Source organism: Burkholderia sp. 10_S31 (assembly GCF_056930375.1).
Map to the genome: position 1 here is coordinate 570506 of NZ_JBXOWK010000003.1, position 21467 is coordinate 591972.

The 21467-nt window shown below is 61.9% G+C and carries 14 protein-coding genes; 13 read left to right on the plus strand and 1 reads right to left on the minus strand.

Annotated features, from left to right (window positions below):
* The first annotated feature begins 186 nt into the window (after positions 1-186).
* The 13 genes from AC1Z3W_RS22635 to AC1Z3W_RS22695 all read left to right on the plus strand — a co-directional run bounded on the left by AC1Z3W_RS22635 (position 187) and on the right by AC1Z3W_RS22695 (position 20225).
* Positions 187-1632 (plus strand): mannose-1-phosphate guanylyltransferase/mannose-6-phosphate isomerase, encoded by a 1446-nt coding sequence (locus AC1Z3W_RS22635; RefSeq protein ID WP_483509579.1) that lies wholly within the window; start codon positions 187-189, stop codon positions 1630-1632.
* The gene (locus AC1Z3W_RS22640; RefSeq protein WP_483508490.1) at positions 1632-2426 is read left to right on the plus strand and encodes an ABC transporter permease; all 795 of its coding nucleotides are present in this window, start codon (positions 1632-1634) and stop codon (positions 2424-2426) included. The genes AC1Z3W_RS22635 and AC1Z3W_RS22640 overlap by 1 nt, the downstream gene beginning before the upstream one ends.
* A complete protein-coding gene (locus AC1Z3W_RS22645; protein WP_483508492.1) occupies positions 2426-3646 on the plus strand; it encodes an ABC transporter ATP-binding protein in 1221 nt (406 codons plus the stop codon). The genes AC1Z3W_RS22640 and AC1Z3W_RS22645 overlap by 1 nt, the downstream gene beginning before the upstream one ends.
* Complete coding sequence (locus AC1Z3W_RS22650; RefSeq protein WP_483508493.1) at positions 3613-5037, plus strand: class I SAM-dependent methyltransferase; 1425 nt, start codon at positions 3613-3615, stop codon at positions 5035-5037. Before AC1Z3W_RS22645 ends, AC1Z3W_RS22650 begins: the two co-directional genes overlap by 34 nt.
* Complete coding sequence (locus AC1Z3W_RS22655) at positions 5037-8762, plus strand: glycosyltransferase (protein WP_483508495.1); 3726 nt, start codon at positions 5037-5039, stop codon at positions 8760-8762. Before AC1Z3W_RS22650 ends, AC1Z3W_RS22655 begins: the two co-directional genes overlap by 1 nt.
* Before the next feature lie 12 nt (positions 8763-8774).
* The gene (gene gmd / locus AC1Z3W_RS22660; RefSeq protein ID WP_483508496.1) at positions 8775-9815 is read left to right on the plus strand and encodes a GDP-mannose 4,6-dehydratase; all 1041 of its coding nucleotides are present in this window, start codon (positions 8775-8777) and stop codon (positions 9813-9815) included.
* Positions 9793-10710 (plus strand): NAD-dependent epimerase/dehydratase family protein, encoded by a 918-nt coding sequence (locus AC1Z3W_RS22665; protein WP_483508497.1) that lies wholly within the window; start codon positions 9793-9795, stop codon positions 10708-10710. The genes gmd and AC1Z3W_RS22665 overlap by 23 nt, the downstream gene beginning before the upstream one ends.
* A gap of 259 nt (positions 10711-10969) precedes the next feature.
* Positions 10970-12034: a glycosyltransferase family 4 protein gene (locus AC1Z3W_RS22670; RefSeq protein ID WP_483508498.1), complete on the plus strand. Its 1065-nt coding sequence runs from the start codon at positions 10970-10972 to the stop codon at positions 12032-12034.
* On the plus strand, positions 12031-13221 hold the full coding sequence (locus AC1Z3W_RS22675) for a glycosyltransferase (RefSeq protein WP_483508499.1): 1191 nt from the start codon (positions 12031-12033) through the stop codon (positions 13219-13221). The genes AC1Z3W_RS22670 and AC1Z3W_RS22675 overlap by 4 nt, the downstream gene beginning before the upstream one ends.
* Positions 13222-13702: 481 nt before the next feature.
* Positions 13703-14668, plus strand: a complete 966-nt coding sequence (locus AC1Z3W_RS22680; protein ID WP_175827383.1) for a UDP-glucose 4-epimerase family protein — start codon at positions 13703-13705, stop codon at positions 14666-14668.
* Between the two features lie 5 nt (positions 14669-14673).
* The gene (locus AC1Z3W_RS22685; protein ID WP_175827384.1) at positions 14674-15690 is read left to right on the plus strand and encodes an MraY family glycosyltransferase; all 1017 of its coding nucleotides are present in this window, start codon (positions 14674-14676) and stop codon (positions 15688-15690) included.
* 12 nt (positions 15691-15702) lie between these two features.
* Entirely contained in the window at positions 15703-17586 is a 1884-nt protein-coding gene (locus AC1Z3W_RS22690) for a nucleoside-diphosphate sugar epimerase/dehydratase (RefSeq protein ID WP_175827385.1), read from the plus strand.
* 263 nt (positions 17587-17849) lie between these two features.
* Positions 17850-20225, plus strand: a complete 2376-nt coding sequence (locus AC1Z3W_RS22695) for a protease pro-enzyme activation domain-containing protein (RefSeq protein ID WP_175825398.1) — start codon at positions 17850-17852, stop codon at positions 20223-20225.
* Positions 20226-20342: 117 nt separating this feature from the next.
* Here the strand turns inward: AC1Z3W_RS22695 and AC1Z3W_RS22700 are convergent, their stop codons facing one another.
* Positions 20343-21449 (minus strand): MraY family glycosyltransferase, encoded by a 1107-nt coding sequence (locus AC1Z3W_RS22700; protein WP_175825399.1) that lies wholly within the window; start codon positions 21447-21449, stop codon positions 20343-20345.
* Positions 21450-21467 lie beyond the last annotated feature (18 nt).

A 21467-nucleotide genomic window follows, 5' to 3' on the forward strand; every position in this document is an offset into this window, starting at 1 on the left:
CACGTGTTCAGCCTTCCCCGGCGGCCGTTCCAGGGCCTAGTCGTTTCTGGGAGGAGTAGTTCGCCGGCTATAATTCTGGTCCAGCCTGGTCTGGCATGACCGGCTGGCAACCACGCCGGCGGTGTATTGATGTAAGTGGCGAAGACATTGACTTCGCCAGCGGATACTAAATCTGGAGTGAATGTGATGTTAATCCCCGTCATCCTGTCCGGTGGTGCCGGCACGCGACTTTGGCCGGTCTCCCGCGAAGGGCACCCGAAGCCGTTCATGAAGCTCGCCGATGGCGAGAGCCTGCTCCTGAAGACCTATCGTCGGGCGGCCGCGGTTGTCGGCAACGATGAGGACGCGCAGCGCGCGGAACTGTTGACGGTCACCAACCGCGACTACTACTTCATGAGCAAGGACGAGTTCGCGAGCGCAGCGCTCGGCGAACAGCGGCCAGGTGTGTTCATGCTCGAACCGGCGGGGCGCAATACCGCGCCCGCCGTGGCGATGGCGGCGCATCATGTCGCGGAAAAGTACGGGCGCGACGCGCTGATGCTGGTACTGGCGGCCGATCATCTGGTGCAGGACCAGCAAGGCTTCGCCTCCGCCGTGGCGAGCGCGACCGAACTGGCGAAGCAAGGCAAGCTGGTCACGTTCGGTATCGTGCCGACGAGCCCGGACACCGGTTTCGGCTACATCGAGGCAGGCGAGAAAATCGGGGCCGGGCGGGCGGCGCTGCGCTTCGTCGAGAAGCCGGATGCGGTGAAGGCCGCTGAATATCTCGCGGCGGGCAACTACCTGTGGAACTCGGGCATGTTCTGCTTCAAGGCTGGCGTGATTCTCGACGAGATGGTCCGTCATGCTCCGGATGTCGCGACGGCCGCTGACGCGTGCTGGGCAGCGCTGCAAAGCGGCAATGCGTCGACGCAGATGCTCGAGATCCCCGCCGAATCGTTCCAGAAGATGCCGGATATCTCGATCGACTATGCGGTGATGGAGCGCTCGTCGAACGTGGCAGTGGTGCCGTCCAGCTTCGGCTGGAGCGACATCGGCTCGTGGGGGGCGGTGCGCGATCTGGTCGCGCCTGACCAGGACAGCAACCGTGCTGTCGGCGACGCGATCTTCGTCGACAGCCGCAACATGTACGTGCAGACCCAGGATCGCGTGGTCGCATCGGTCGGCGTGGCCGATCTGATGATCATCGATACGCCGGATGCGTTGCTCGTCGCGCATCCCGATCGTGCTCAGGACGTGAAGCAGGTTGTCGCTCGCCTGAAGAAACGCAATCACGATGCTTACAAGCTGCATCGCACCGTCAGCCGTCCGTGGGGCACCTACACGGTGCTGGAAGAAGGGCCGCGGTTCAAGATCAAGCGCATCGAAGTCAAGCCGGGCGCGAGCCTGAGCCTGCAGATGCATCATCACCGCAGCGAACACTGGATCGTCGTGTGCGGGATGGCCAAAGTCGTCAACGGAGATCAGGAAATCTTCGTCCGGACCAATGAATCCACCTACATCCCGGCCGGCCACAAGCATCGTCTCGAGAATCCGGGCGTGCTGGACCTCGTGATGATCGAGGTGCAGAGCGGCGAGTACCTCGGGGAAGACGACATCGTTCGTTTCCAAGATGTATACGGGCGGGCTTGATGCTGGGAATGCTGAGAGCCCTTTGGGCGTATCGCGGCTTCATTCTGGGAAGCGTCAAGCGGGAGTTCCAGTCCAAGTACCGGAACTCCCTGCTGGGCGCGGCATGGACCGTCCTCAATCCGCTCGCGATGATCGTCGTCTATACGGTGATCTTCTCGCGTGTCATGCATACGAGGTTGCCCGGCGTCGACAACAGCTTCGCATACAGCATTCATCTGTGCGCGGGTATGTTGCCGTGGGGGATGTTCGTGGAGGTCGTCAGTCGCGCGCAGAACTCGTTTATCGAAAACGCGAACCTGATCAAGAAGCTTAGTTTTCCACGGCTCTGTCTGCCGGTGATCGTGGTCGCCAACTCGATGGTCAACTTCGCGATCGTGTTCGGGTTGTTCGTTGCGTTCCTGCTGCTGACCGGCAACTTCCCGGGTATCGCGTTCCTCGCCGTCATTCCGTTGCTGATGCTGCTGACGCTGTTTGCGATCGGTCTCGGGATTACGCTTGGCGTGCTCAACGTGTTTTTCCGAGATGTCGGGCAGTTCTTCAACATTGTGCTGAATTTCTGGTTCTGGCTGACACCGATCGTCTATTCCATCGAAATCCTACCCAAGCCGATCCAGGCAGGTATGCAGTTCAATCCGATGGCATCGCTGATCCAGGCGTTCCAGGTCGTGATGATGCAGGGCCGGTGGCCGGACTGGTCGCAACTCTGGTTCGTAACGGCACTGGGCGTCGGCTGGTGTCTTCTCGGTTTCAGTCTGTTCCGCAGGCACGCGGGCGAAATGGTGGATGAACTCTGATGGGCACCATTACCGTTAGCAATCTGGGCAAGGCCTACAAGCAGTACCCGACGCGCTGGTCACGTCTGGTCGAGTGGATGGATCCGCGCCGCAAGCAGCATCACACGCTGCACTGGGTGCTGCAGGATGTGAATTTCACGGTGCGCGCTGGCGAAGCGCTGGGCATCATCGGCATCAACGGCGCGGGCAAGAGCACGTTGCTGAAGATGATCGTCGGGACCACGCAGCCGACTGCCGGCAGCGTGACGATGACCGGGCGCGTCGCTGCGCTGCTGGAACTCGGGATGGGGTTTCATCCGGACTTCACCGGTCGCCAGAACGTGATGATGGCCGGGCAACTGCTCGGTTATTCGGTTGATGAGCTGTTGGCGCTGATGCCCGAAATCGAGGCATTCGCCGAAATCGGCGAATACATCGACCAACCGGTACGGGTGTATTCGAGCGGCATGCAGGTGCGTCTTGCGTTCAGCGTTGCGACGGCCCGTCGGCCTGATGTGCTCATCGTCGACGAGGCATTGTCGGTCGGCGACGCGTATTTCCAGCACAAGAGCTTCGATCGTATCCGCGAGTTTCGCACGCAAGGCACGACGCTTCTGATCGTCGCGCACGACAAGGCCGCTATCCAGGCGATCTGCGATCACGCGATCCTGCTGAATGCGGGGCGGCTGGAGATGGAAGGGCCGCCCGAGGCGGTCATGGACTACTACAACGCGATGCTGGCCGATCGCAAGGATCACGGAATCCGGCAGGAAACGCTGGAGAGCGGCGCCGTGCAGACCGTGTCCGGAACGGGCGAGGCCGTGATCGATGCAGTCGATCTGCTGGACGAGTCGGGGCAACCCATCGAGGTCGCTGGTGTCGGGCAGCCGGTCGCGCTGCGCGTCAAGGTTCGCTGCGTCCAGGCGATCCCCGAACTGGTGGTCGGATACATGATCAAGGATCGTCTTGGTCAGACTGTGTTTGGAACGAATACTTATCACCTTAAGCAGGTGCTGGTCGATCTCGATGCGGGCCAGTCTGTCGAGTTGCACTTTGAATTCACTGCAAACATTGGAGTGGGAAGTTACTCGGTCGCTGTGGCGCTGCACACGGGCGACGCCCATGTCGTGAACAACTACCAGTGGCGTGATCGCGCTTTGGTATTCAACGTTGTCAACAAGAAGATGGAAACTTTCGTTGGTGTGGCATGGCTACCGACGACCGTGAGGAGCTTGCCGTAGTGGACAGTTTTTATCGCGCGTTTGAAGATCAGCATCGCGGTTCGAGGGAACTGATCAAAGGCCGATTGGCGAAATATCTGCCGTTCATCACGCCGCTTGCGACGCTCTACCCGGGTGGAAAAGTCTTCGACCTGGGGTGCGGTCGCGGTGAATGGCTAGAGCTTATGACCGAGGTAGGTTTTACCCCGGTCGGGGTGGACCTTGATGCCGATATGTTGGAAGCATGCCGCGAACGCAGCTTGCCGGTATTTCAGGGTGACGCAATCGAGTATCTGGCTTCGCTTGATTCGGACAGCCACGTGCTCGTCTCGGCTTTTCACGTCGTCGAGCACGTATCCTTCGAGCAGGTGCGCCGCATCGTCAGCGAAGCATTGCGTGTATTGAAACCGGGTGGCCTTCTGATTCTCGAGACGCCGAACCCGGAAAATATTGTTGTTGCAGGCTGTAATTTCTATTTGGACCCGAGTCACAAGCAGCCGATTCCTCCCGAGTTGCTGAGCTTCGTCGGTGAATACACCGGATTTGCGCGGGTCAAGCGGCTGAGGCTGCAGGAAGCCCCTGCGTTGCGGGACGAAGGCGCACGGATTCATCTGCTCGACGTGTTGGGTGGCGTCAGCCCCGACTATGCGATCGTCGCGCAGAAATCCTGTGGCGAAGAAGAGGCGGCATCATTCGACGATGCGTTCAATGCCAATTACGGTCTCGCACTGGCCGATCTGGCCGACCGGTTCGAGCAACGGGTGGCGCGGGAGCACGAGCGATCGGCCGAGCAGGTCCGGAAGACTGACGACGAGATTGGACAGGTGCGTGGCGAAATGGGGCAGGTCCGTGGTGAACTGGGGGTGGTCCTCGACGAATTGAGGCGTGCCCGCAGCGAACTGGGGCAAGTCCTCGACGAGCTTGGGCGAGTACGCGGCGAGCTGGGATACGTCCGGGGTGATCTCGGGCAAGTCCAGGACGCGATCGGGGCAGTCCATGGTGAGCAGGGGATGGTCCTGGATGAGCTGGGGCGTGTTCATGACGAAGCGCAACACACGGCTGAAACGCTGCAGGCGGTCTATGCGAGCACGTCGTGGCGCATTACTGCTCCGATGCGCAGCGCTGTAACGCATGCCCGCGAAGTGAAGGGGGCATGCAAATCCGGCATGCGACGCGCGCTGTTCCGCGGCGTTGCATTTGCCAATCGCAATCCGCAACTGCGACGACTTGCCGTTCGAATATTGAGCAGGATGCCAGGCGTGAAGCAGCGACTCGTTCGAATCATCGTTGGTGCATCTGCTCAGCCGGTGCACAGGAAGCCGGTCGACGATGATGGTTTGACACCCCGCGCGCGCGAAGCGTTCACGGCATTGAAGTCCGCCCTCGTGCACGATATTGGGAATGCTGAATAATGCGAATCGTTGTTGACATGCAAGGGGCGCAAAGCCTCAACTCGCGCAACCGCGGCGTAGGGCGTTACACAGAGTCGATCGTCAAGGCGATGATTCGCAATCGCGGTGAGCATGAGATCGTTCTTGCGCTGAACGGGTCGTTTGTGGAATCTGCGCGAATTTTGCGTGAGCAGTTCGAGGCATTCATTTTGCCGCGCAACATCCAAGTCTGGTATGCAGCGGGGCCGGTCGCCTACGTCGATAAGGCGAACCTGTGGCGTCGCCAATCAGGTGAACTGACTTATGAAGCATTCCTGCTCAGCCTTCGGCCGGATTTCATTTATATCGCCAGCTACTTCGAGGGTTTCGGCGACGATTCGATTGCCAGCATTCACGCACTTCAGAAGGACGTTCCTGTCGCGGTCACGCTGTACGACCTGATTCCGTACATCTATGCCAAGCCCTATCTGGAGAATCCGGTTTTCAAGGATTGGTATCTGGAGAAAATCGAACATCTTCGACGCGCCGACCTCTGGCTGGCGATATCCGAATCGTCGCGCGCGGAGGGTATCGAGCATCTCGGTCTCTCCCCCGAATGGTCCGTCAACATGTCAGCCGATGTCGACGCGTGGTTCAGGCCGGAACAGATTCCTTCCGAGCAGGAAGCGGCCTTGCGAAATAGGTACGGGTTATCTAAGCCGTTCGTGCTGTATACAGGCGGTATTGACCATCGCAAGAACGTCGAGGGCATGATTCGCGCGTTCGCGTTGTTGCCGCCCGCGTTGCGCGAGTCGCATCAGTTGGCGATTGTTTGCTCAATCCAGCCGGCCAGCCGTGATGCGCTGATGCGCCTGGCCCGGCAGGTCGGACTGGGTGCGGACGATGTCGTGTGTACGGGGTTCGTGCCGGACGAGGACCTGCTAGCGCTTTACAACCTGTGCCGCTTGTTTGTCTTTCCTTCGTGGCACGAAGGATTCGGCTTGCCGGTGCTGGAGGCAATGCGCTGCGGAGCACCCGTCATCGGTGCAAATACGTCGAGCGTCCCCGAAGTGATTGGATGGGACGAAGCGTTGTTTGATCCCAAATCCGATGAAGCGATTGCACGTTACATGCAGCGCGGCTTGTCGGACGAGGATTATCGTCAGACGCTGATCCAACACGGAAAGCGTCAGGCCGAGAAGTTTTCATGGGATCAGAGCGGGCGTTGCGCACTCGACGCAATGGAGCGACGGTTGGAGGCGAAGCTGATCGAGCGGCGCGAGCCGGATGTCCAGTCACGCCGCCCCAAGCTGGCTTACGTATCGCCGTTGCCACCGGCCCGCACGGGGATTGCCGACTATAGCGCGGAATTGCTGCCGGAACTGGCGCGCTTTTACGATATTGACGTCATTGTCGATCCGGATGTAGAGGGAGGCGTGCTGGCTGGGCAGTCCGTGCACGTTTCGGTGAAAACGCCGGCCTGGTTGCGCAAGCATGCGGATTCCTACGATCGGGTGCTCTATCATTTCGGAAATTCGTCATTTCACCAGTACATGTTTCCGTTGCTGGAGGCCGTACCGGGCGTGGTCGTGCTGCACGATTTCTTTCTGTCGGGGATTCTCGCGCACATGGCCATTCACGGGAATCGTCCTGACGGCTGGTCTAGGGCGCTGTATGACGCGCACGGGTATGTTGGCCTGAGGGCCCGCCATCAGAAAGAGGACATCGCGGATGTCATCTGGGAATATCCATGCAGTCTTGGCGTGATTCAGAAGGGCCTAGGCCTGATTGTTCATTCACCTAATTCGCTGCGACTGGCGCGGCACTGGTATGGCGGGGATATCACCGACTGGACCGTGATTCCTCACATGCGTGATGCGACTACGGCGTCGAGCAGTGGCGGCGCTCGGGATGTGCTGGGGCTCGACAAGAGCGACTTTGTGGTGTGCGCTTTTGGCGGACTGGGGCCGTCCAAGCTGAACCATCGCCTGCTGAATGCATGGGGCAAGTCGTCTCTCGCGCGGGATCCCGCTTGTCATCTGGTCTTCGTCGGAGAAAATCAGCCGACCGAATATGGCGAGGAACTCGTGCGCACTATTCGGCAAATGGGCGAGAAGGCCGGTATCCGCATTACCGGCTGGGCCGATGCGCAAACGTTCCGGCAGTATCTGGCGGCGGCCGATGTTGGCGTCCAACTGCGGACGCTGTCACGCGGCGAGACGTCGGGAACGGTGCTGGACTGCATGAATTTCGGCAAGGCGACGATCGTCAACGCGAACGGAAGCATGGCTGATCTGGATCGGGACGCGGTGTGGATGCTGCCTGACGACTTTTCCGATGAGCAACTGGTCGAGGCGCTGCAGACGTTGCGTTCGGATGCCGCGCGCCGGCAACGGATGGGCGCGCGCGCGCGGGATATCATCGAGAAGAAGCATGCGCCCGACGTTTGCGCTGAACAGTATCGCGATGCCATCGAGCGGTTCTATATTCGGGCCGGCGCGAATCCTGTCGTGCTGTCCCGCGCAATCGCGCGTCGGGCCGGCAAGGCGAGTGACGATCAATTGCGCGCGTGGGCGCTGACTGTCGCAAGAAATTTTGTACCGCGCAACAATAAGCGGCAATTGCTGGTTGACATTTCGGAACTCGTTCGGGTAGACGCAAGAAGCGGGATTCAGCGTGTGGTCCGCAACCTGTTGAAGGAATGGCTGGATTCTCCGCCGGACGGCTTCCGGGTTGAGCCGGTTTACGCGACGACTACGGACTCTTATCGCTATGCGCGCGATTTTACGATGCGGCTGATGGGGTTCGAGGATGGCTGGCTGCATGACGAGCCGATCGACTACGCGTCAGGAGACATATTCATCGGCCTGGATCTGCAGCCGCAGGTCGTACCCGCACAGCGAGAGTTTTATCAGTGTCTGCGATTGCAGGGTGTTCAGGTCAAGTTTGTCGTCTACGATCTTTTGTGTGTGCTGCTTCCGCAGTACTTCGTTCCGGGTGCCGCTGACGGTTTTACGGGCTGGCTTGATGTTGTTGCGGAAAATGACGGCGCATTGTGTATTTCAAAGGCGGTGGCGACGGATCTGTCGACATGGCTTGATGCGCATGCCCCGCAGCGGCCGCGCTTGTTTGAAATAGACTGGTTCCATCTGGGTGCGGATATCGAGAATTTCGCGACTTCATCGGAGATTCCTCGCGAAGGCGATAAAGTACTGCAACACCTGCGTAGCGCGCCGACGTTTCTAATGGTCGGTACGCTTGAGCCGCGCAAGGGCCATGTTGACGTCCTGGATGCATTCGAGCAGTTGTGGCGCGAGAATCAGGACGTCAACCTCGTGATCGTGGGGCGGCAGGGTTGGATGGTCGAGGATTTGGTCTCGAGGTTGCGGACGCACGCCGAGCAGGGGCGCCACCTGTTCTGGCTGGAAAGCGTCTCGGATGGCTATCTGGAGAAAATCTACGGTGCAAGTTCGTGCCTGATTGCGGCATCCTATGGTGAAGGTTTTGGTTTGCCGCTGATTGAAGCCGCCCAGCATGGACTGTCACTCATTGCTCGTGATCTGCCCGTGTTTCGTGAAGTGGCGGGCGAGCATGCGTTTTACTTTTCCACGCAGGAAGGGGGCAATCTGGCGACAGAGATCAAGGCATGGCTCGAGCTTCGAGCGGTGCAGCAGGCGCCTTCGTCTCGCGACATGCCTTTCCTGACTTGGGCGCAGAGTGCCCAACATTTGGCAAAAATTCTCACGCGCAGCGAAGCGTGTTCCTAAAGCAGGTCTATTATGTCTAAGAAAATTTCCATCATCACCGGCATCACCGGTCAAGACGGCGCCTATCTTGCGGAGCTTCTGCTCGACAAGGGCTATACGGTCTACGGCACCTATCGTCGCACTAGTTCGGTAAATTTCTGGCGTATCGAAGAACTGGGCATCGCCAAGCATCCGAACCTGCATCTGGTCGAGTACGACCTGACCGATCTCTCGGCCAGCATCCGTCTGCTGCAGACGACCGGCGCGACGGAAATCTACAACCTGGCGGCACAGAGCTTTGTCGGTGTGTCCTTTGACCAGCCGGTCACGACCGCGGAGATCACGGGCATTGGTCCGCTGAACCTGCTCGAGGCGATCCGCATCGTCAACCCGAAGATCCGCTTCTATCAGGCAAGCACGTCCGAAATGTTCGGCAAGGTACAGGCGATTCCGCAGATCGAATCGACGCCGTTTTATCCGCGCAGCCCGTATGGCGTGGCGAAGCTGTATGCGCACTGGATCACGGTGAACTACCGCGAGAGCTACGATATCTTCGGCTGTAGCGGGATCCTCTTCAATCACGAATCGCCGCTGCGCGGTCGCGAATTCGTCACGCGCAAGATCACCGACTCCGTCGCCAAGATCAAGCTCGGCCAGCTCGACGTGCTCGAACTGGGCAACATGGATGCGAAACGCGACTGGGGCTTTGCGAAGGAATATGTCGAAGGCATGTGGCGCATGCTGCAGGCCGACGAGCCGGATACCTTTGTGCTGGCCACGAACCGCACCGAGACCGTGCGTGACTTCGTCCGCATGGCGTTCAAGGCGACCGGTGTCGATCTCGAGTTCAAAGGCAGCGACGCGAACGAGATCGCTGTCGATGTTGCAACCGGCAAGACGGTGGTTCGCGTGAATCCAAAGTTCCATCGTCCGGCCGAGGTCGACCTGCTGATCGGTAATCCGGAGAAGGCGAAGCAGAAGCTTGGCTGGGAGCCGAAGACGACGCTCGAGCAGCTGTGCGCGATGATGGTTGAAGCGGATTTGCGACGCAATGAGCGCGGCTTTTCGTTCTGACGCGCCGCGCGCGCTCATCACGGGGCTCGGCGGATTTACCGGCGACTATCTGGCGCAGTCGCTGAGGGGCGCAGGCTACCGCGTGTTCGGTACGGCGCACGGTGCTGAGGCGACCGGCGTCGACACGTATCGGGTGGATTTGTGCGACCGTGCCGAACTGGCGAGAGTCGTTGCTGACGTGCAGCCGGACGTGGTCGCGCATCTCGCTGCGATCGCGTTCGTTGCGCATGGCGATGCCGACGCGATCTATCGCACGAATGTAGTCGGCACACGTAACCTGCTGGAGGCGCTCGCGACTCAGGAGAAGCGTCCGGATGCGGTTCTGCTGACCAGCAGCGCCAACATCTATGGCAACGCGGCGGTCGAGATCATCGACGAATCGGTCGAACCGAATCCGGCGAACGATTACGCGGTCAGCAAGCTGGCGATGGAATACATGGCGCGCCTGTGGCACGACAAGCTGCCGATCATCGTCGCGCGTCCGTTCAACTACACGGGCGTTGGCCAATCATCGCAGTTCCTGCTCCCGAAGATCGTCGGTCATTTTCAGCGCGGCGAGCGCGTGATCGAGCTTGGAAATATCGATGTCGAGCGTGATTTTTCGGATGTACGTCGTGTGGCAGATGCGTATCGGCGCCTGCTGCAACTCGCGCCCGCCGGCGGTGTGTTCAACGTCTGCTCCGGGCGGGCGGTGTCGCTGAAGGCGGTGATCGCGACGATGGAGCAGATCGCCGGCTATACGATCGAGGTGCGCGTCAATCCGGCCTTCGTACGTGCGAACGAAGTGCGCCGATTGCAGGGCGACGGCTCGCGCCTGCAGACCGTTGTCGGGCCGCTCGAGGATATTCCCCTGGAAACCACGCTGCGCTGGATGTTTGACGGGGGGCGGGGGTGAAGGTTGGTTTCGGCACGATCGCGCTGGCCCGGCGTAGTGCGTATGGTTCGGCGCGTGAGCATTTGCAGCACGTCGAACGTAAGGGGTGCGGCGACGTATCGCCGCGGCTCGGTTTACCTGTGAAAACTGGCTCGCGGAACGACAACACTCGCGCGGCTGGTGTCTGTGGTGAAGCCGTCGATCATCGGCAGCGCTACGCCGAGACACCCTCATCGCGCGCGGAAGATTTTGCGTCAAGGAGCACCGCGTGAAGTTGGGGGTGGACATCACCTGGATGGTGGGCAACTACCGCGGCATGGGGCGCTTCGCCCGCCAACTGGTGGCACCGATCGGCGAGTCGGTGCTGGGCTTTGCGCCAAGCGGGGTGAGCACCGACGAATGGCCATGCGTCAGCAAAGGGCGCGGTTTCTTCCCGTGGTGGGAACAGGTCGAGTTGCCACGGTTGTGCCGCGAGCAGAAGCCGGACTATCTGCTGTGCCCGTACAACACCGGGCCGCTGCGCTCCACGGGCAACACGCCATTGATCGCGGTCATTTACGATCTGATCTACATGCAGCCGTGGAGCGTATTGCCGCCGGCGCGGTCGCTGTACCAGACCGCCGGGCGCGTATACCGTCGGCATGTCGTGCCGCGGCTGGCGCGGCGAGCCGACGTCGTGCTGACCATCTCGCGGTTTACGCAGCGGGAGTTGGTCGAGACGTTCGGGCTGAGCGAGTCTGACGTGCACGTCATTCCGTGCATGATTTCAGACGACTGGTTCGACGCGCCGGTGAGTCCGGCTGCGCGCCGACCGTACCTTTTCACGGTCGCGGGCGAGGTGCCGAGCAAGAACGTGGATCGGCTCCTGCAGGCGTTCGCAATCGCGCGCCCGGCCCTCGGCAATGACGCGACGCTCAGGATCGCCGGGATCAAGTCCGAACATCATGCGCATTTTCTCGGACGGGCGGCAGCGCACGGGCTCGCGGGTGCGGTCGAACTGCTCGGCTATGTTTCCCGGGACGAACTGCGCGAGCAGTACCGGCACGCACGCGCGTTCATCTTTGCTTCGCTGTTCGAAGGGTTCGGCATTCCGCTGCTGGAGGCGATGGCGTCGGGTACCCCTGTCACGTGCAGCAATACGACGTCGATGCCCGAGGTGGTCGGCGACTGCGGCCTGCAGTTCGATCCCTTTTCCGTGGAAGACATGGCGGAGCAGATTCGCAAGGTATGGAACGACGGCGCGCGATTCGACGTCGCGATCGGCGATGGCGTCGCCCGCGCACGTACCTTCTCGGAGTCGGCCGTGCGTCCGTTGATTCAGGATTTCTGGGCGCGTCTACCATGAACGAGGACAAGAAGAAGCTGCTGGTGCTGACGCCGCGGTTTCCGTATCCGGTGATCGGTGGCGACAAGCTGCGGATCTACCATCTTTGCCGTGTGCTGTCCCGCCGATACTCGCTGACGCTGCTGAGCATGTGCGAGACCGACGAGGAGATGCACGCCGCGCTGCCGGACGATGGCGTATTCGACCGCGTCGAACGGGTCTTTCTGTCGCGCCGGCGATCGTACGTGAATACGCTGCTCGCGTTGCCCACGCGCACGCCGCTGCAGGTGGCGTACTACCGAAGTCGCGCGTTTGCGGCGGCGGTGGCGCGACTGCTGCCGTCGCACGACGGCGCCTTCGTGCATCTCGTGCGCTGCGCCGAGTATGTCCGCAAGTCGGACAAGCCACGCATCCTGGAAATGACCGATGCGATCTCGCTCAACTACAGACGGGTGAAGCAGCTGAAGCGTGCACGCGGACTGAAGTCGCGTGTGTTCGGCATCGAGGCGAAGCGCCTGCTCGACTACGAGCGTGCGATCGTCGACGATTTCGACCTGTCGGTGCTGGTTTCGCGGACCGATCGCGACTACCTGTTTCCGGGCGAGTCGGGCAAGAAGGTGATGGTGTGCTCGAACGGCGTGGATCTGTCTGGCCTCCCGTACACGCCACGCGGCATGGCGAGCCGGATCCTGATTTTCATCGGCGACATGCGCACGCTCCAGAACCAGGACATGTGCCACTATTTCGCGGAGGCCGTGCTGCCGTTGCTGCGCAAGCGTGCCGATTATCGCTTCCGGATCGTCGGGTCCATCGCGCCCGCACTCGCGGAACGATTTCGCGCTTATGACGGCGTCGATGTGACCGGCCGCGTCGAGTCGGTCGCGCAAGCGGCATCCGACGGCGCAATCGGCGTGTGTCCGATGCGCATCGGCGCAGGTGTGCAGAACAAGATTCTCGAGTACATGGCGCTCGGGCTGCCCGTGGTCACTACGTCGCTGGGCCACGAGGGTCTCGGTGCGGAAAGCGGCCGGGATCTGCTGATTGCGGATACGCCGGAGGAATTCGTTGATCGCATCGAGCAGCTCGTCGCCGACGAGGCCGAGACGGTCGAGATGACGGCACGAGCGCGAGCCTTCGTCGAGCATGAGCACGGGTGGGAACGGATGCTCGCCCCTCTGGTCGACAGGGTGGGTGCGTTGCTGGCCTGAGCGATGGCCGGTCCGGCCCTCATGGTGCCAGTGGCCGCGGGGCCGGGGCGTACGGCTTGGTTGCTGCCGACCGGCAAGGTTACAATGTTCGCGCATCGATGCGGCATCATCGGCATGCGTCGCCAGTGGCCTTCGTTCGGGATTGCGTCGTGGCGAAGTCGCTGTCCATCAACGGGGCGATCCGCGCCGCGCGACGCTTTCATCCGATTCGGAACCCGAACATCGCCGTGTCTTTCCATAGGGTTGCATCCGGCAGCATATGCTTTGATGCATCGCCAGATGCCGGTCGCGCGGCACCGATCGATAACGGTGTCGGCGAGCGACATGCTTTCCGTCTTCGAGATCCCGACGTGCCTGTGTCAGCTTCCCGTTCCGTTCCCCCGCGTTGTTCCAATGTGCATCGGCTCGCGCCGTCGGATTGCGCGACAGGCGGGTTCACAATGCTTCGTCGAGGCGTCAGCCAACAAGGCCGGAGGGCGCAATGACACATCTCGTCGTCACCGGTGCGAACGGTTTCGTCGGCCGCGCACTGTGCCGCCGCGCGCTACAGGCCGGCTACACGGTTACCGCACTGGTACGGCGATCGGGCGGCTGCATCGGCGGCGTGCGCGAATGGGTACACGGCACCGCCGATTTCGACGGTCTTGATGAGGCGTGGCCGGCCAATCTTGCCGCCGATTGCGTGATCCATCTCGCCGCCCGTGTGCACGTGATGCGCGACGAGTCGCCCGATCCCGACGCTGCGTTCGACGCCACCAACGTCGTCGGTACCTTGCGTCTCGCTCAGGCGGCGCGTAATCATGGCGTACGCCGCATCGTGTTCGCGAGCAGCATCAAGGCGGTCGGCGAGGGCGACGGCGGTGTGCCGCTGTCGGAAGTCGTCGAACCCGATCCGCAGGATGCGTATGGCCGATCGAAACTGCGTGCAGAGCGACAACTCGCGCAGTTCGGCGCGTCAGCAGGGCTCGACGTCGTCGTCGTTCGTCCCCCGCTCGTTTATGGCCCGGCCGTTCGCGCCAACTTCCTGCGGATGATGGATGCGGTCGCGCGCGGGATACCGTTGCCGCTCGGCGCCGTTTCGGCTCGTCGCAGCATCGTCTATGTCGAAAACTTCGCGGATGCGCTGCTGCGTTGCGCGATCGACCCGCGTGCGGCCGGCGAAATCTTTCATGTTGCCGACGACGACGCGCCGTCGGTCGCGGGCCTGCTGCGTGTCGTCGGCGACGCGCTTGGCAAGCCGGCGCGGTTGATCGCAGTGCCACCGGTGATGCTGCGTGGGCTCGGTAAGCTGACGGGCCGCAGCGCGGCCATCGACCGCCTGACCGGCAGCCTGCAACTCGATACCGGCCGGATCGCGCGCGTGCTCGGCTGGCATCCGCCCTATACGACCCGCCAGGGTCTCGAAGCGACCGCCGCATGGTATCGTTCGCGCGATACACAACAATAGTCGACATGTATCTCCCGATCTCCACATGGCCTTCCGCGGTCGTGGTGGCGCTGGTCACCGCCGTCGCGTCGACGGCCATCCTGCGCATGCTGCTTGCGACCGGCCTCGCATGGCGCCTTGCCACCGATATTCCGAACGATCGTTCGCTTCATACGCGGCCGACGCCGCGCGTTGGCGGATGGGGTATCGTGCCGGTCTGCGTTGTCGCACTGCTGGCGCTTGCGCCGGCGTTGTGGCTGATTGCCGCGGCGGCGGCGGGGCTGGCGGCGATGTCGCAAATCGACGACCGACGGGGGCTGCCGGCTCGTGTGCGGTTCTCGGCTCACCTTGCGGCAGTGGCTGCGCTGATCGTCGTCTATCCGGCCGATGCGCCATGGTGGCTGCTCGTCGGTGTCGGCTTCGTGATGGTCTGGTTGACGAACCTGTACAACTTCATGGACGGCGCCGACGGCCTTGCGGGCGGTATGGCGCTGTTTGGCTTCGGTGCCTACGCGGTCGCGGCGCTGAGCGGTGTGAAACCGTCATCGGATCTCACCGTGGCCGCTGCGGCCGTCGCTGGCGCGGCGCTCGGTTTCCTGTTGCTCAACTTCCATCCGGCCCGCCTGTTTCTCGGCGATGCAGGCTCGATTCCGCTCGGATTCCTGGCCGGCGCGCTCGGCTACTGGGGATGGCGTGCCGAGGCCTGGCCGATCTGGTTTCCTGCGCTCGTCTTCGCGCCCTTTATTGCCGATGCATCTGTAACACTTTTGAGACGTCTGTTACGCGGAGAAAAGTTCTGGCAGGCGCATCGGGAGCATTATTATCAAAGGATGGTCCGCGCGGGCGTAGGTCACCGCCGGACTGCTCTTTATTGGTACCTCATCATGCTCGCAGGCATAATCGTCGCCGTGTGGGCAAAGGGCCGCCCTGAACAGCAGCAGTGGCTGTTGTTTTTCGCATGGTATGGCGTCCTTGCATGTATCGGGTTGGTGATCGACATGCGTTGGCGCCGGTTTCAGTCGGCCGCCGAAAACAACTCTTGAGGTTTCCTGCCGATGTTGCGATCCAAAGCATCGTGGCTGTCGCTGAGTGCTTTCCTATTCGACCTGACGGCGGTTGTCGCCTCGTGGTTGTTCGCTTATCTCGTTCGTTTCAACGGTAGCGTTCCGCCTGATTTCCTGGGCGGCGCGGTGACCGCGCTCGTCTGGACGCTGCCGGTCTACGCGCTGATGTTCCACGTGTTCGGCCTGTATCGTGGCCTGTGGGTGTTCGCCAGCCTTCCCGACCTGATGCGAATCTCGAAGGCGGTTGCTGGCGGCGGCGTGATCGTGATGATCGGGGCGGTGATGTTCCAGCCGTCGCCGATCATTCCGCGCTCGGTGCTCCTCGTATCGCCGCTGATGCTGTTCCTGCTGATGGGCGGTGCCCGTGCGCTCTACCGGGCGACGAAGGAGTTCTACCTGTACGGCGGCCTCGTCGGACAGGGCAAGCCCGTGCTGGTTCTTGGCGCCGGCACGGCTGGTGCGAGCCTGGCGCGCGAGTTGTCGCGTTCGGGCGAATGGCGCCTCGTCGGCTTGCTTGATGACGATGTCACCAAGCATGGGCGCGAGATCTACGGCTACAAGGTGCTCGGTTCGTTCAATGACCTGAAGCACTGGACCGACGCGATGAAGGTCGAATACGCGATCATCGCGATTCCGTCGGCGTCCGTCGAAACGCAGCGTCGCGTCGCGACGCTATGCGTGCGCGCCGGCGTGAAGGCGATGGTGCTGCCGTCGCTGACCGCACTGATGCCGGGGCAGGGGTTCCTGTCGCAGGTGCGCAATATCGACCTCGAGGACTTGCTCGGCCGCGATGCGGTGACGATCGACACGCCGCACGTCGAAGCGCTGCTGCGCGGACGCGTCGTAATGGTGACGGGCGCGGGCGGTTCGATCGGCTCCGAGCTGTGCCGCCAGATCCTTCGTTTTGCGCCTGCGCAACTCGTCGCTTTCGATCTGTCCGAATACGCGATGTATCGGCTCACGGAGGAGTTGCGGGAACGCTTCCCCGACCAGCCCGTCGTGCCGATCATCGGCGACGCGAAGGACTCGCTGCTGCTCGACCAGGTGATGTCGCGCTATGCGCCGCACATCGTGTTCCATGCAGCCGCGTACAAACACGTGCCGCTGATGGAGGAGCACAATGCGTGGCAGGCGCTGCGCAACAACGTGCTCGGCACGTATCGTGTCGCGCGCGCGGCAATCCGGCACGGCGTCCGCCATTTCGTGCTGATCTCGACCGACAAGGCCGTCAACCCGACCAACGTCATGGGCGCGAGCAAGCGTCTCGCCGAGATGGCGTGCCAGGCGTTGCTGCAGACGAGCGGCGGCACGCAGTTCGAGACTGTTCGGTTCGGCAACGTTCTCGGCAGCGCGGGCAGCGTGATTCCGAAGTTCCAGCAGCAGATCGCGAAGGGCGGCCCGGTGACCGTCACGCATCCCGAAATCACGCGCTTCTTCATGACGATCCCCGAAGCGTCGCAGCTCGTGCTGCAGGCGTCGAGTATGGGCCACGGTGGCGAGATCTTCATTCTCGACATGGGCGAGCCCGTCAAGATCGTCGATCTCGCGCGCGACCTGATTCGTCTGTACGGCTTTTCGGAGGGACAGATCCGGATCGAGTTTACGGGGCTGCGACCTGGCGAAAAGCTCTACGAGGAACTGCTCGCGGATGACGAGACGACGACGCGTACGCCGCATCCGAAACTGCGGATCGCGCGCGCGCGGGAGGTGCCGGATCACTTGCTCGACGAATTGCTGCCGTGGCTGATGCAGAATCGTGTGCTGAGTGACGACGAGGTCCGGCGTGATCTGCGACGCTGGGTGCCGGAGTACCAGTCGACGGCTACCCCCGTGCTGCAGAGTGTGCCGGACGTGCGGGCAGCGTCGAACGAGTGAGAATCACTGCCGAGTGCGTGTATCGGTCACGCCGGTCAAAAGGCGCCCTTGGGGCGCTTTTTTTGATTCTGGGCACTTGGTTGCGGCGTCATCGTTCCCATCCGGGCACGGAACAGCCCGTTCTCGTCCACTCGCATCCTCCGGCCCTATTCATTTGACTACCGGTCGATTCCTTCCTATGTTTTCCTCAAGGTAACCGTGCGATTGCCGTAAAAGAACGAGGTGAAAAGCCAAATACGAGATCTACGGTCCATACCAATCCAATGAAAACGCAGCACATTGCCAGGGGAATGAGCGCGGCACTCATGGTGCTCGCGCTTGCAGGTTGCGGCGGGGACGATAGTCCGACGGCCGCCACTACCAGTACCGCGGCGCAGACCGGCAAACTGTCGGCATTGCGTGCCACGGGCAACGTGGTAAGTGCGACGCCGATGAGCGCGACGGCGCCGGTTCATGTTGCCCTGGTACTCAAGCTGAACGACGAAACCGCGTTGCATCGCTTCGTGCAGGACGCGCGAACGCCCGGCAGCGCCAGCTTCGGCGCCGTGCTGACCTCCGCGCAAATCGCCGCGCGATACACGCCTACTGCCGGCCAGGTCGCCACGGTGAAGGCCTATCTGCAAAGTAAGGGCTTCACGAACATCAACGTCGCCGGCAACAACATGATCGTCGAAGCCGATGCGCCGGCCGGTGTGATATCCGGCGTGTTCCAGACGACGCTGGTGCCGGTCGCGATGACGGACGGCAGCCGTGCACATATCAACACCGCCCCGGAGACGATGCCCGACGCGATCGGCGGGGTAGTGCAATCGGTACTGGGGCTGGATACGGCGACCCGCCTCCATCCGTATTTCGTTCGCGCCACCCTTTCGGCAGCGGCGCCGCAACAGAATGCATCGCCGACGACCGCAGCCGTGACGGTAGCGCATAGTCCGACGGACTTTCCCGGTATCTATTCCGTGGGCAGCGCTCCGACGGCCGGCAACGTCACGGTGGGCATCATTGCAGAAGGCGACCTGACCCAGCCCGTCATCGACCTGGCCACCTTCGAACGCAACCACCAACTGCCCGCCGTACCCGTTTCAGTAATCAACGCCGGGTTGCCAAGCGCCGACACCAGCGCGAACCTCGAATGGTCGCTCGATAGCCAGACCATCGTCGGGATGTCCGGCGGCATCAAGCAGCTCAGTTTCTATGTCGCGCCATCCTTCGCGTGGAGCGATATGGCGCTCGCGATCAATCGGGCCGTGACCGACAACACCGCCCGCGTTGTGAACATGTCGATCGGTGGCTGCGAGAACTGGGCGCCGACGGCCGCCATCGATACGCTATTCGAGCTCGCCGTTGCGCAGGGACAAACTTTCGCGATCAGTTCCGGGGATTCAGGCAGCGTTGCATACGGCTGCACCGGCACGTCGGTGCAATACCCGGCTACGTCCCCCTATGTCGTCGCCGTGGGCGGCACGACGCTTTATACGAACGGGAACGGCAGCTACGCTGGTGAGACGGCCTGGGACTCCAGCGGCGGCGGCATCAGTGGCATCGAGCCGATTCCGTCGTGGCAGGCGAACGTTCCGGCGCTCAAGGGCCGCGCTTTTCGGGGCATGCCGGACGTCGCATTCGACGCCGATCCGAACAGCGGCGAACTGGTCGTCGTGGGCGGACAACTCGAGATAGTGGGCGGGACGAGCCTGTCGGCGCCGCTGTTTTCCGCAACCTGGGCGCGCATGCTGTCCGGTGCTTGCGCGATCAAGCTCGGGTTCGCGGCGCCTACGCTGTACGGCGCGGAAGCCACGACTCCATCGATCTTTCGCGATATCACGAACGGGTCGAACGGCGCATACAGCGCGGCTTCGGGATGGGACTTCGTGACCGGCTGGGGCACGCCGAACGTCAGCGTGCTGCATTCGTCGATATGCGTGCCGACGGCGCCGATCTACGGCGGCACCGTCAGTGAAGGGACGACGCTCAAGCCGGCACAAATCGTGTACTCGGCGTCCCAAAGCCATCGCCTGGTCATGCAGGATGACGGCAACCTCGTGCTGTACAACACGACCAACGGTGCCGCGGTATGGAACTCGGGGACCAACGGAAACACCGGCGCCTATGCCGTGTTCCAGACCGACGGCAACTTCGTGGTGTACAGCGCGAGCGGCGCTCCGTTGTGGTACTCGTCGACCAGCAGCACGTCGTATGGCCAGAGTCTTGCCGTGCAGGACGACGGCAACATGGTGATCTACCGGCTGTCGGTACCGGTATTTGCCACGGGGACTTCCGCGACGGGCCTGGCGAATTCCTCGAGCGGCCCCGCCGTCTGGAAGGGCGGCGTCACCCTGACCAATGGCCAGAGCCTGACTTCGGGCAACGGTGCAAACGTGCTCGTCATGCAGGGTGACGGGAATCTGGTGCTGCTTCGCCAGGGCGTTCCGCAGTGGAGTTCGCATACTTACAATCACCCGGGTGCGTATGCGACGATGCAAACGGACGGCAACCTGGTCGTCTACAGTTCGGCGGGGGCACCGCTCTGGTATTCCGGTACCAGCGGGAATCCGGGGGCAGTCACTTACGTTCAGGACGACGGTAACGTCGTGATCTATTCGCAAGTGCCAGGCTGGAGCACGAGTACCTCGGGAAGCTAGCCGTCCATTCGTCGAGCCGCCGCAGCGCCGTCATGATCCTGTCGGCAATGACGGCTCGTTCGTCATCGGGGCACGCTTCGTTGCGCGAACCGGCATCACGCCGGCCGCCCGCCACGCTCAATGCCCGCGCTTTTCCTTCCTCACCACCATCCACCTCGGCACCCTGAACCGCACGATGCTGAGATAAAGCCACACATACGTCAGCGCAAACAGCACGACAAACACGAACAAATGCACGGTGTGCCGCCAGAACAACGTCGCCGGAATCACCGCGACGAGGCACAGCAGCCAAAGATAAGGCGAAGTAAGCGAATTGCGCCGTGTGAGATCGTGCGCATGCTTGGTACCCACGGCCCAGCGCATCAGTCGCTTGTACACGAGCATATGCAGATGCACACCATCCGGAATCCCCGGCGACATCCCGCGAATGAACTTCTTCCGATAAATCGAGAAGCACGTCTCGAAGATCGGATACATGAACAGCAGCACCGGGTACCACGCTGACACCTCGTGATTGCGCATCACCAGCATGATCGCGAGTTCGGCGAGCATGAAGCCGATGAAATACGCGCCGCCGTCGCCGAGGAAGATCAGCCCGGCGGGGAAATTCCACAGGAAGAAGCCGAGCACGGCGCCCATCATGATGATCGACGCGGACATCACGACGGGGTCGTTTACGTGGAACGCGACGTAGGCGAGCGACGCGAACATCATGAAGCTGACCATCGACGCGAGGCCGTTGAAGCCGTCGATGATGTTGATCGCGTTCGCGAGTGCCGCGACCGCGAGCACGGTGATGAATGCCGAAATGGCCGCGTAGTGGAGCAGGAAGTCGAGCGGCGGCACGCTGATGCGCGTCACCGCGATGCCCAGCAGCCAGAACGCCAGCGCGGCCGCGCCCATCGTGCACAGCAGCCGCGCGCGCGGCGACACGCGCTTGGTCAGGTCCTCGACGAGGCCCGACAGGAACGCCGGCATCCCGCATGCGGCGATCCCGAGGATGCTGCCGGCGATCGTCGGATAGCGCCGGGACAGGATCAGCGCGGCAATGACGACCCCGGCGAGGATTCCGATGCCCCCGACGCGCGGCACCGGCCGCACGTGGAATTTCTGCACGCCGGCCAGGTCGCTGTCGATCGAGAATTTCTCGTGAAGGTGCGCATAGCGCACGATGAACAGCGTGACGAGCAGGGAGACGATGAAGCCGGACGCGAAGCTGAGCATGGGATCGCTCGAAAAATG

Bases quoted from the DNA above. Each gene is read 5' to 3' on its own strand.
- AC1Z3W_RS22635 (WP_483509579.1), top strand. From the start codon at position 187: ATGTTAATCCCCGTCATCCTGTCCGGTGGTGCCGGCACGCGACTTTGG.
- AC1Z3W_RS22640 (WP_483508490.1), top strand. From the start codon at position 1,632: ATGCTGGGAATGCTGAGAGCCCTTTGGGCGTATCGCGGCTTCATTCTG.
- AC1Z3W_RS22645 (WP_483508492.1), top strand. From the start codon at position 2,426: ATGGGCACCATTACCGTTAGCAATCTGGGCAAGGCCTACAAGCAGTAC.
- AC1Z3W_RS22650 (WP_483508493.1), top strand. From the start codon at position 3,613: ATGGCTACCGACGACCGTGAGGAGCTTGCCGTAGTGGACAGTTTTTAT.
- AC1Z3W_RS22655 (WP_483508495.1), top strand. From the start codon at position 5,037: ATGCGAATCGTTGTTGACATGCAAGGGGCGCAAAGCCTCAACTCGCGC.
- gmd (WP_483508496.1), top strand. From the start codon at position 8,775: ATGTCTAAGAAAATTTCCATCATCACCGGCATCACCGGTCAAGACGGC.
- AC1Z3W_RS22665 (WP_483508497.1), top strand. From the start codon at position 9,793: ATGAGCGCGGCTTTTCGTTCTGACGCGCCGCGCGCGCTCATCACGGGG.
- AC1Z3W_RS22675 (WP_483508499.1), top strand. From the start codon at position 12,031: ATGAACGAGGACAAGAAGAAGCTGCTGGTGCTGACGCCGCGGTTTCCG.
- AC1Z3W_RS22680 (WP_175827383.1), top strand. From the start codon at position 13,703: ATGACACATCTCGTCGTCACCGGTGCGAACGGTTTCGTCGGCCGCGCA.
- AC1Z3W_RS22685 (WP_175827384.1), top strand. From the start codon at position 14,674: ATGTATCTCCCGATCTCCACATGGCCTTCCGCGGTCGTGGTGGCGCTG.
- AC1Z3W_RS22690 (WP_175827385.1), top strand. From the start codon at position 15,703: ATGTTGCGATCCAAAGCATCGTGGCTGTCGCTGAGTGCTTTCCTATTC.
- AC1Z3W_RS22695 (WP_175825398.1), top strand. From the start codon at position 17,850: ATGAAAACGCAGCACATTGCCAGGGGAATGAGCGCGGCACTCATGGTG.
- AC1Z3W_RS22700 (WP_175825399.1), bottom strand. From the start codon at position 21,449: ATGCTCAGCTTCGCGTCCGGCTTCATCGTCTCCCTGCTCGTCACGCTG.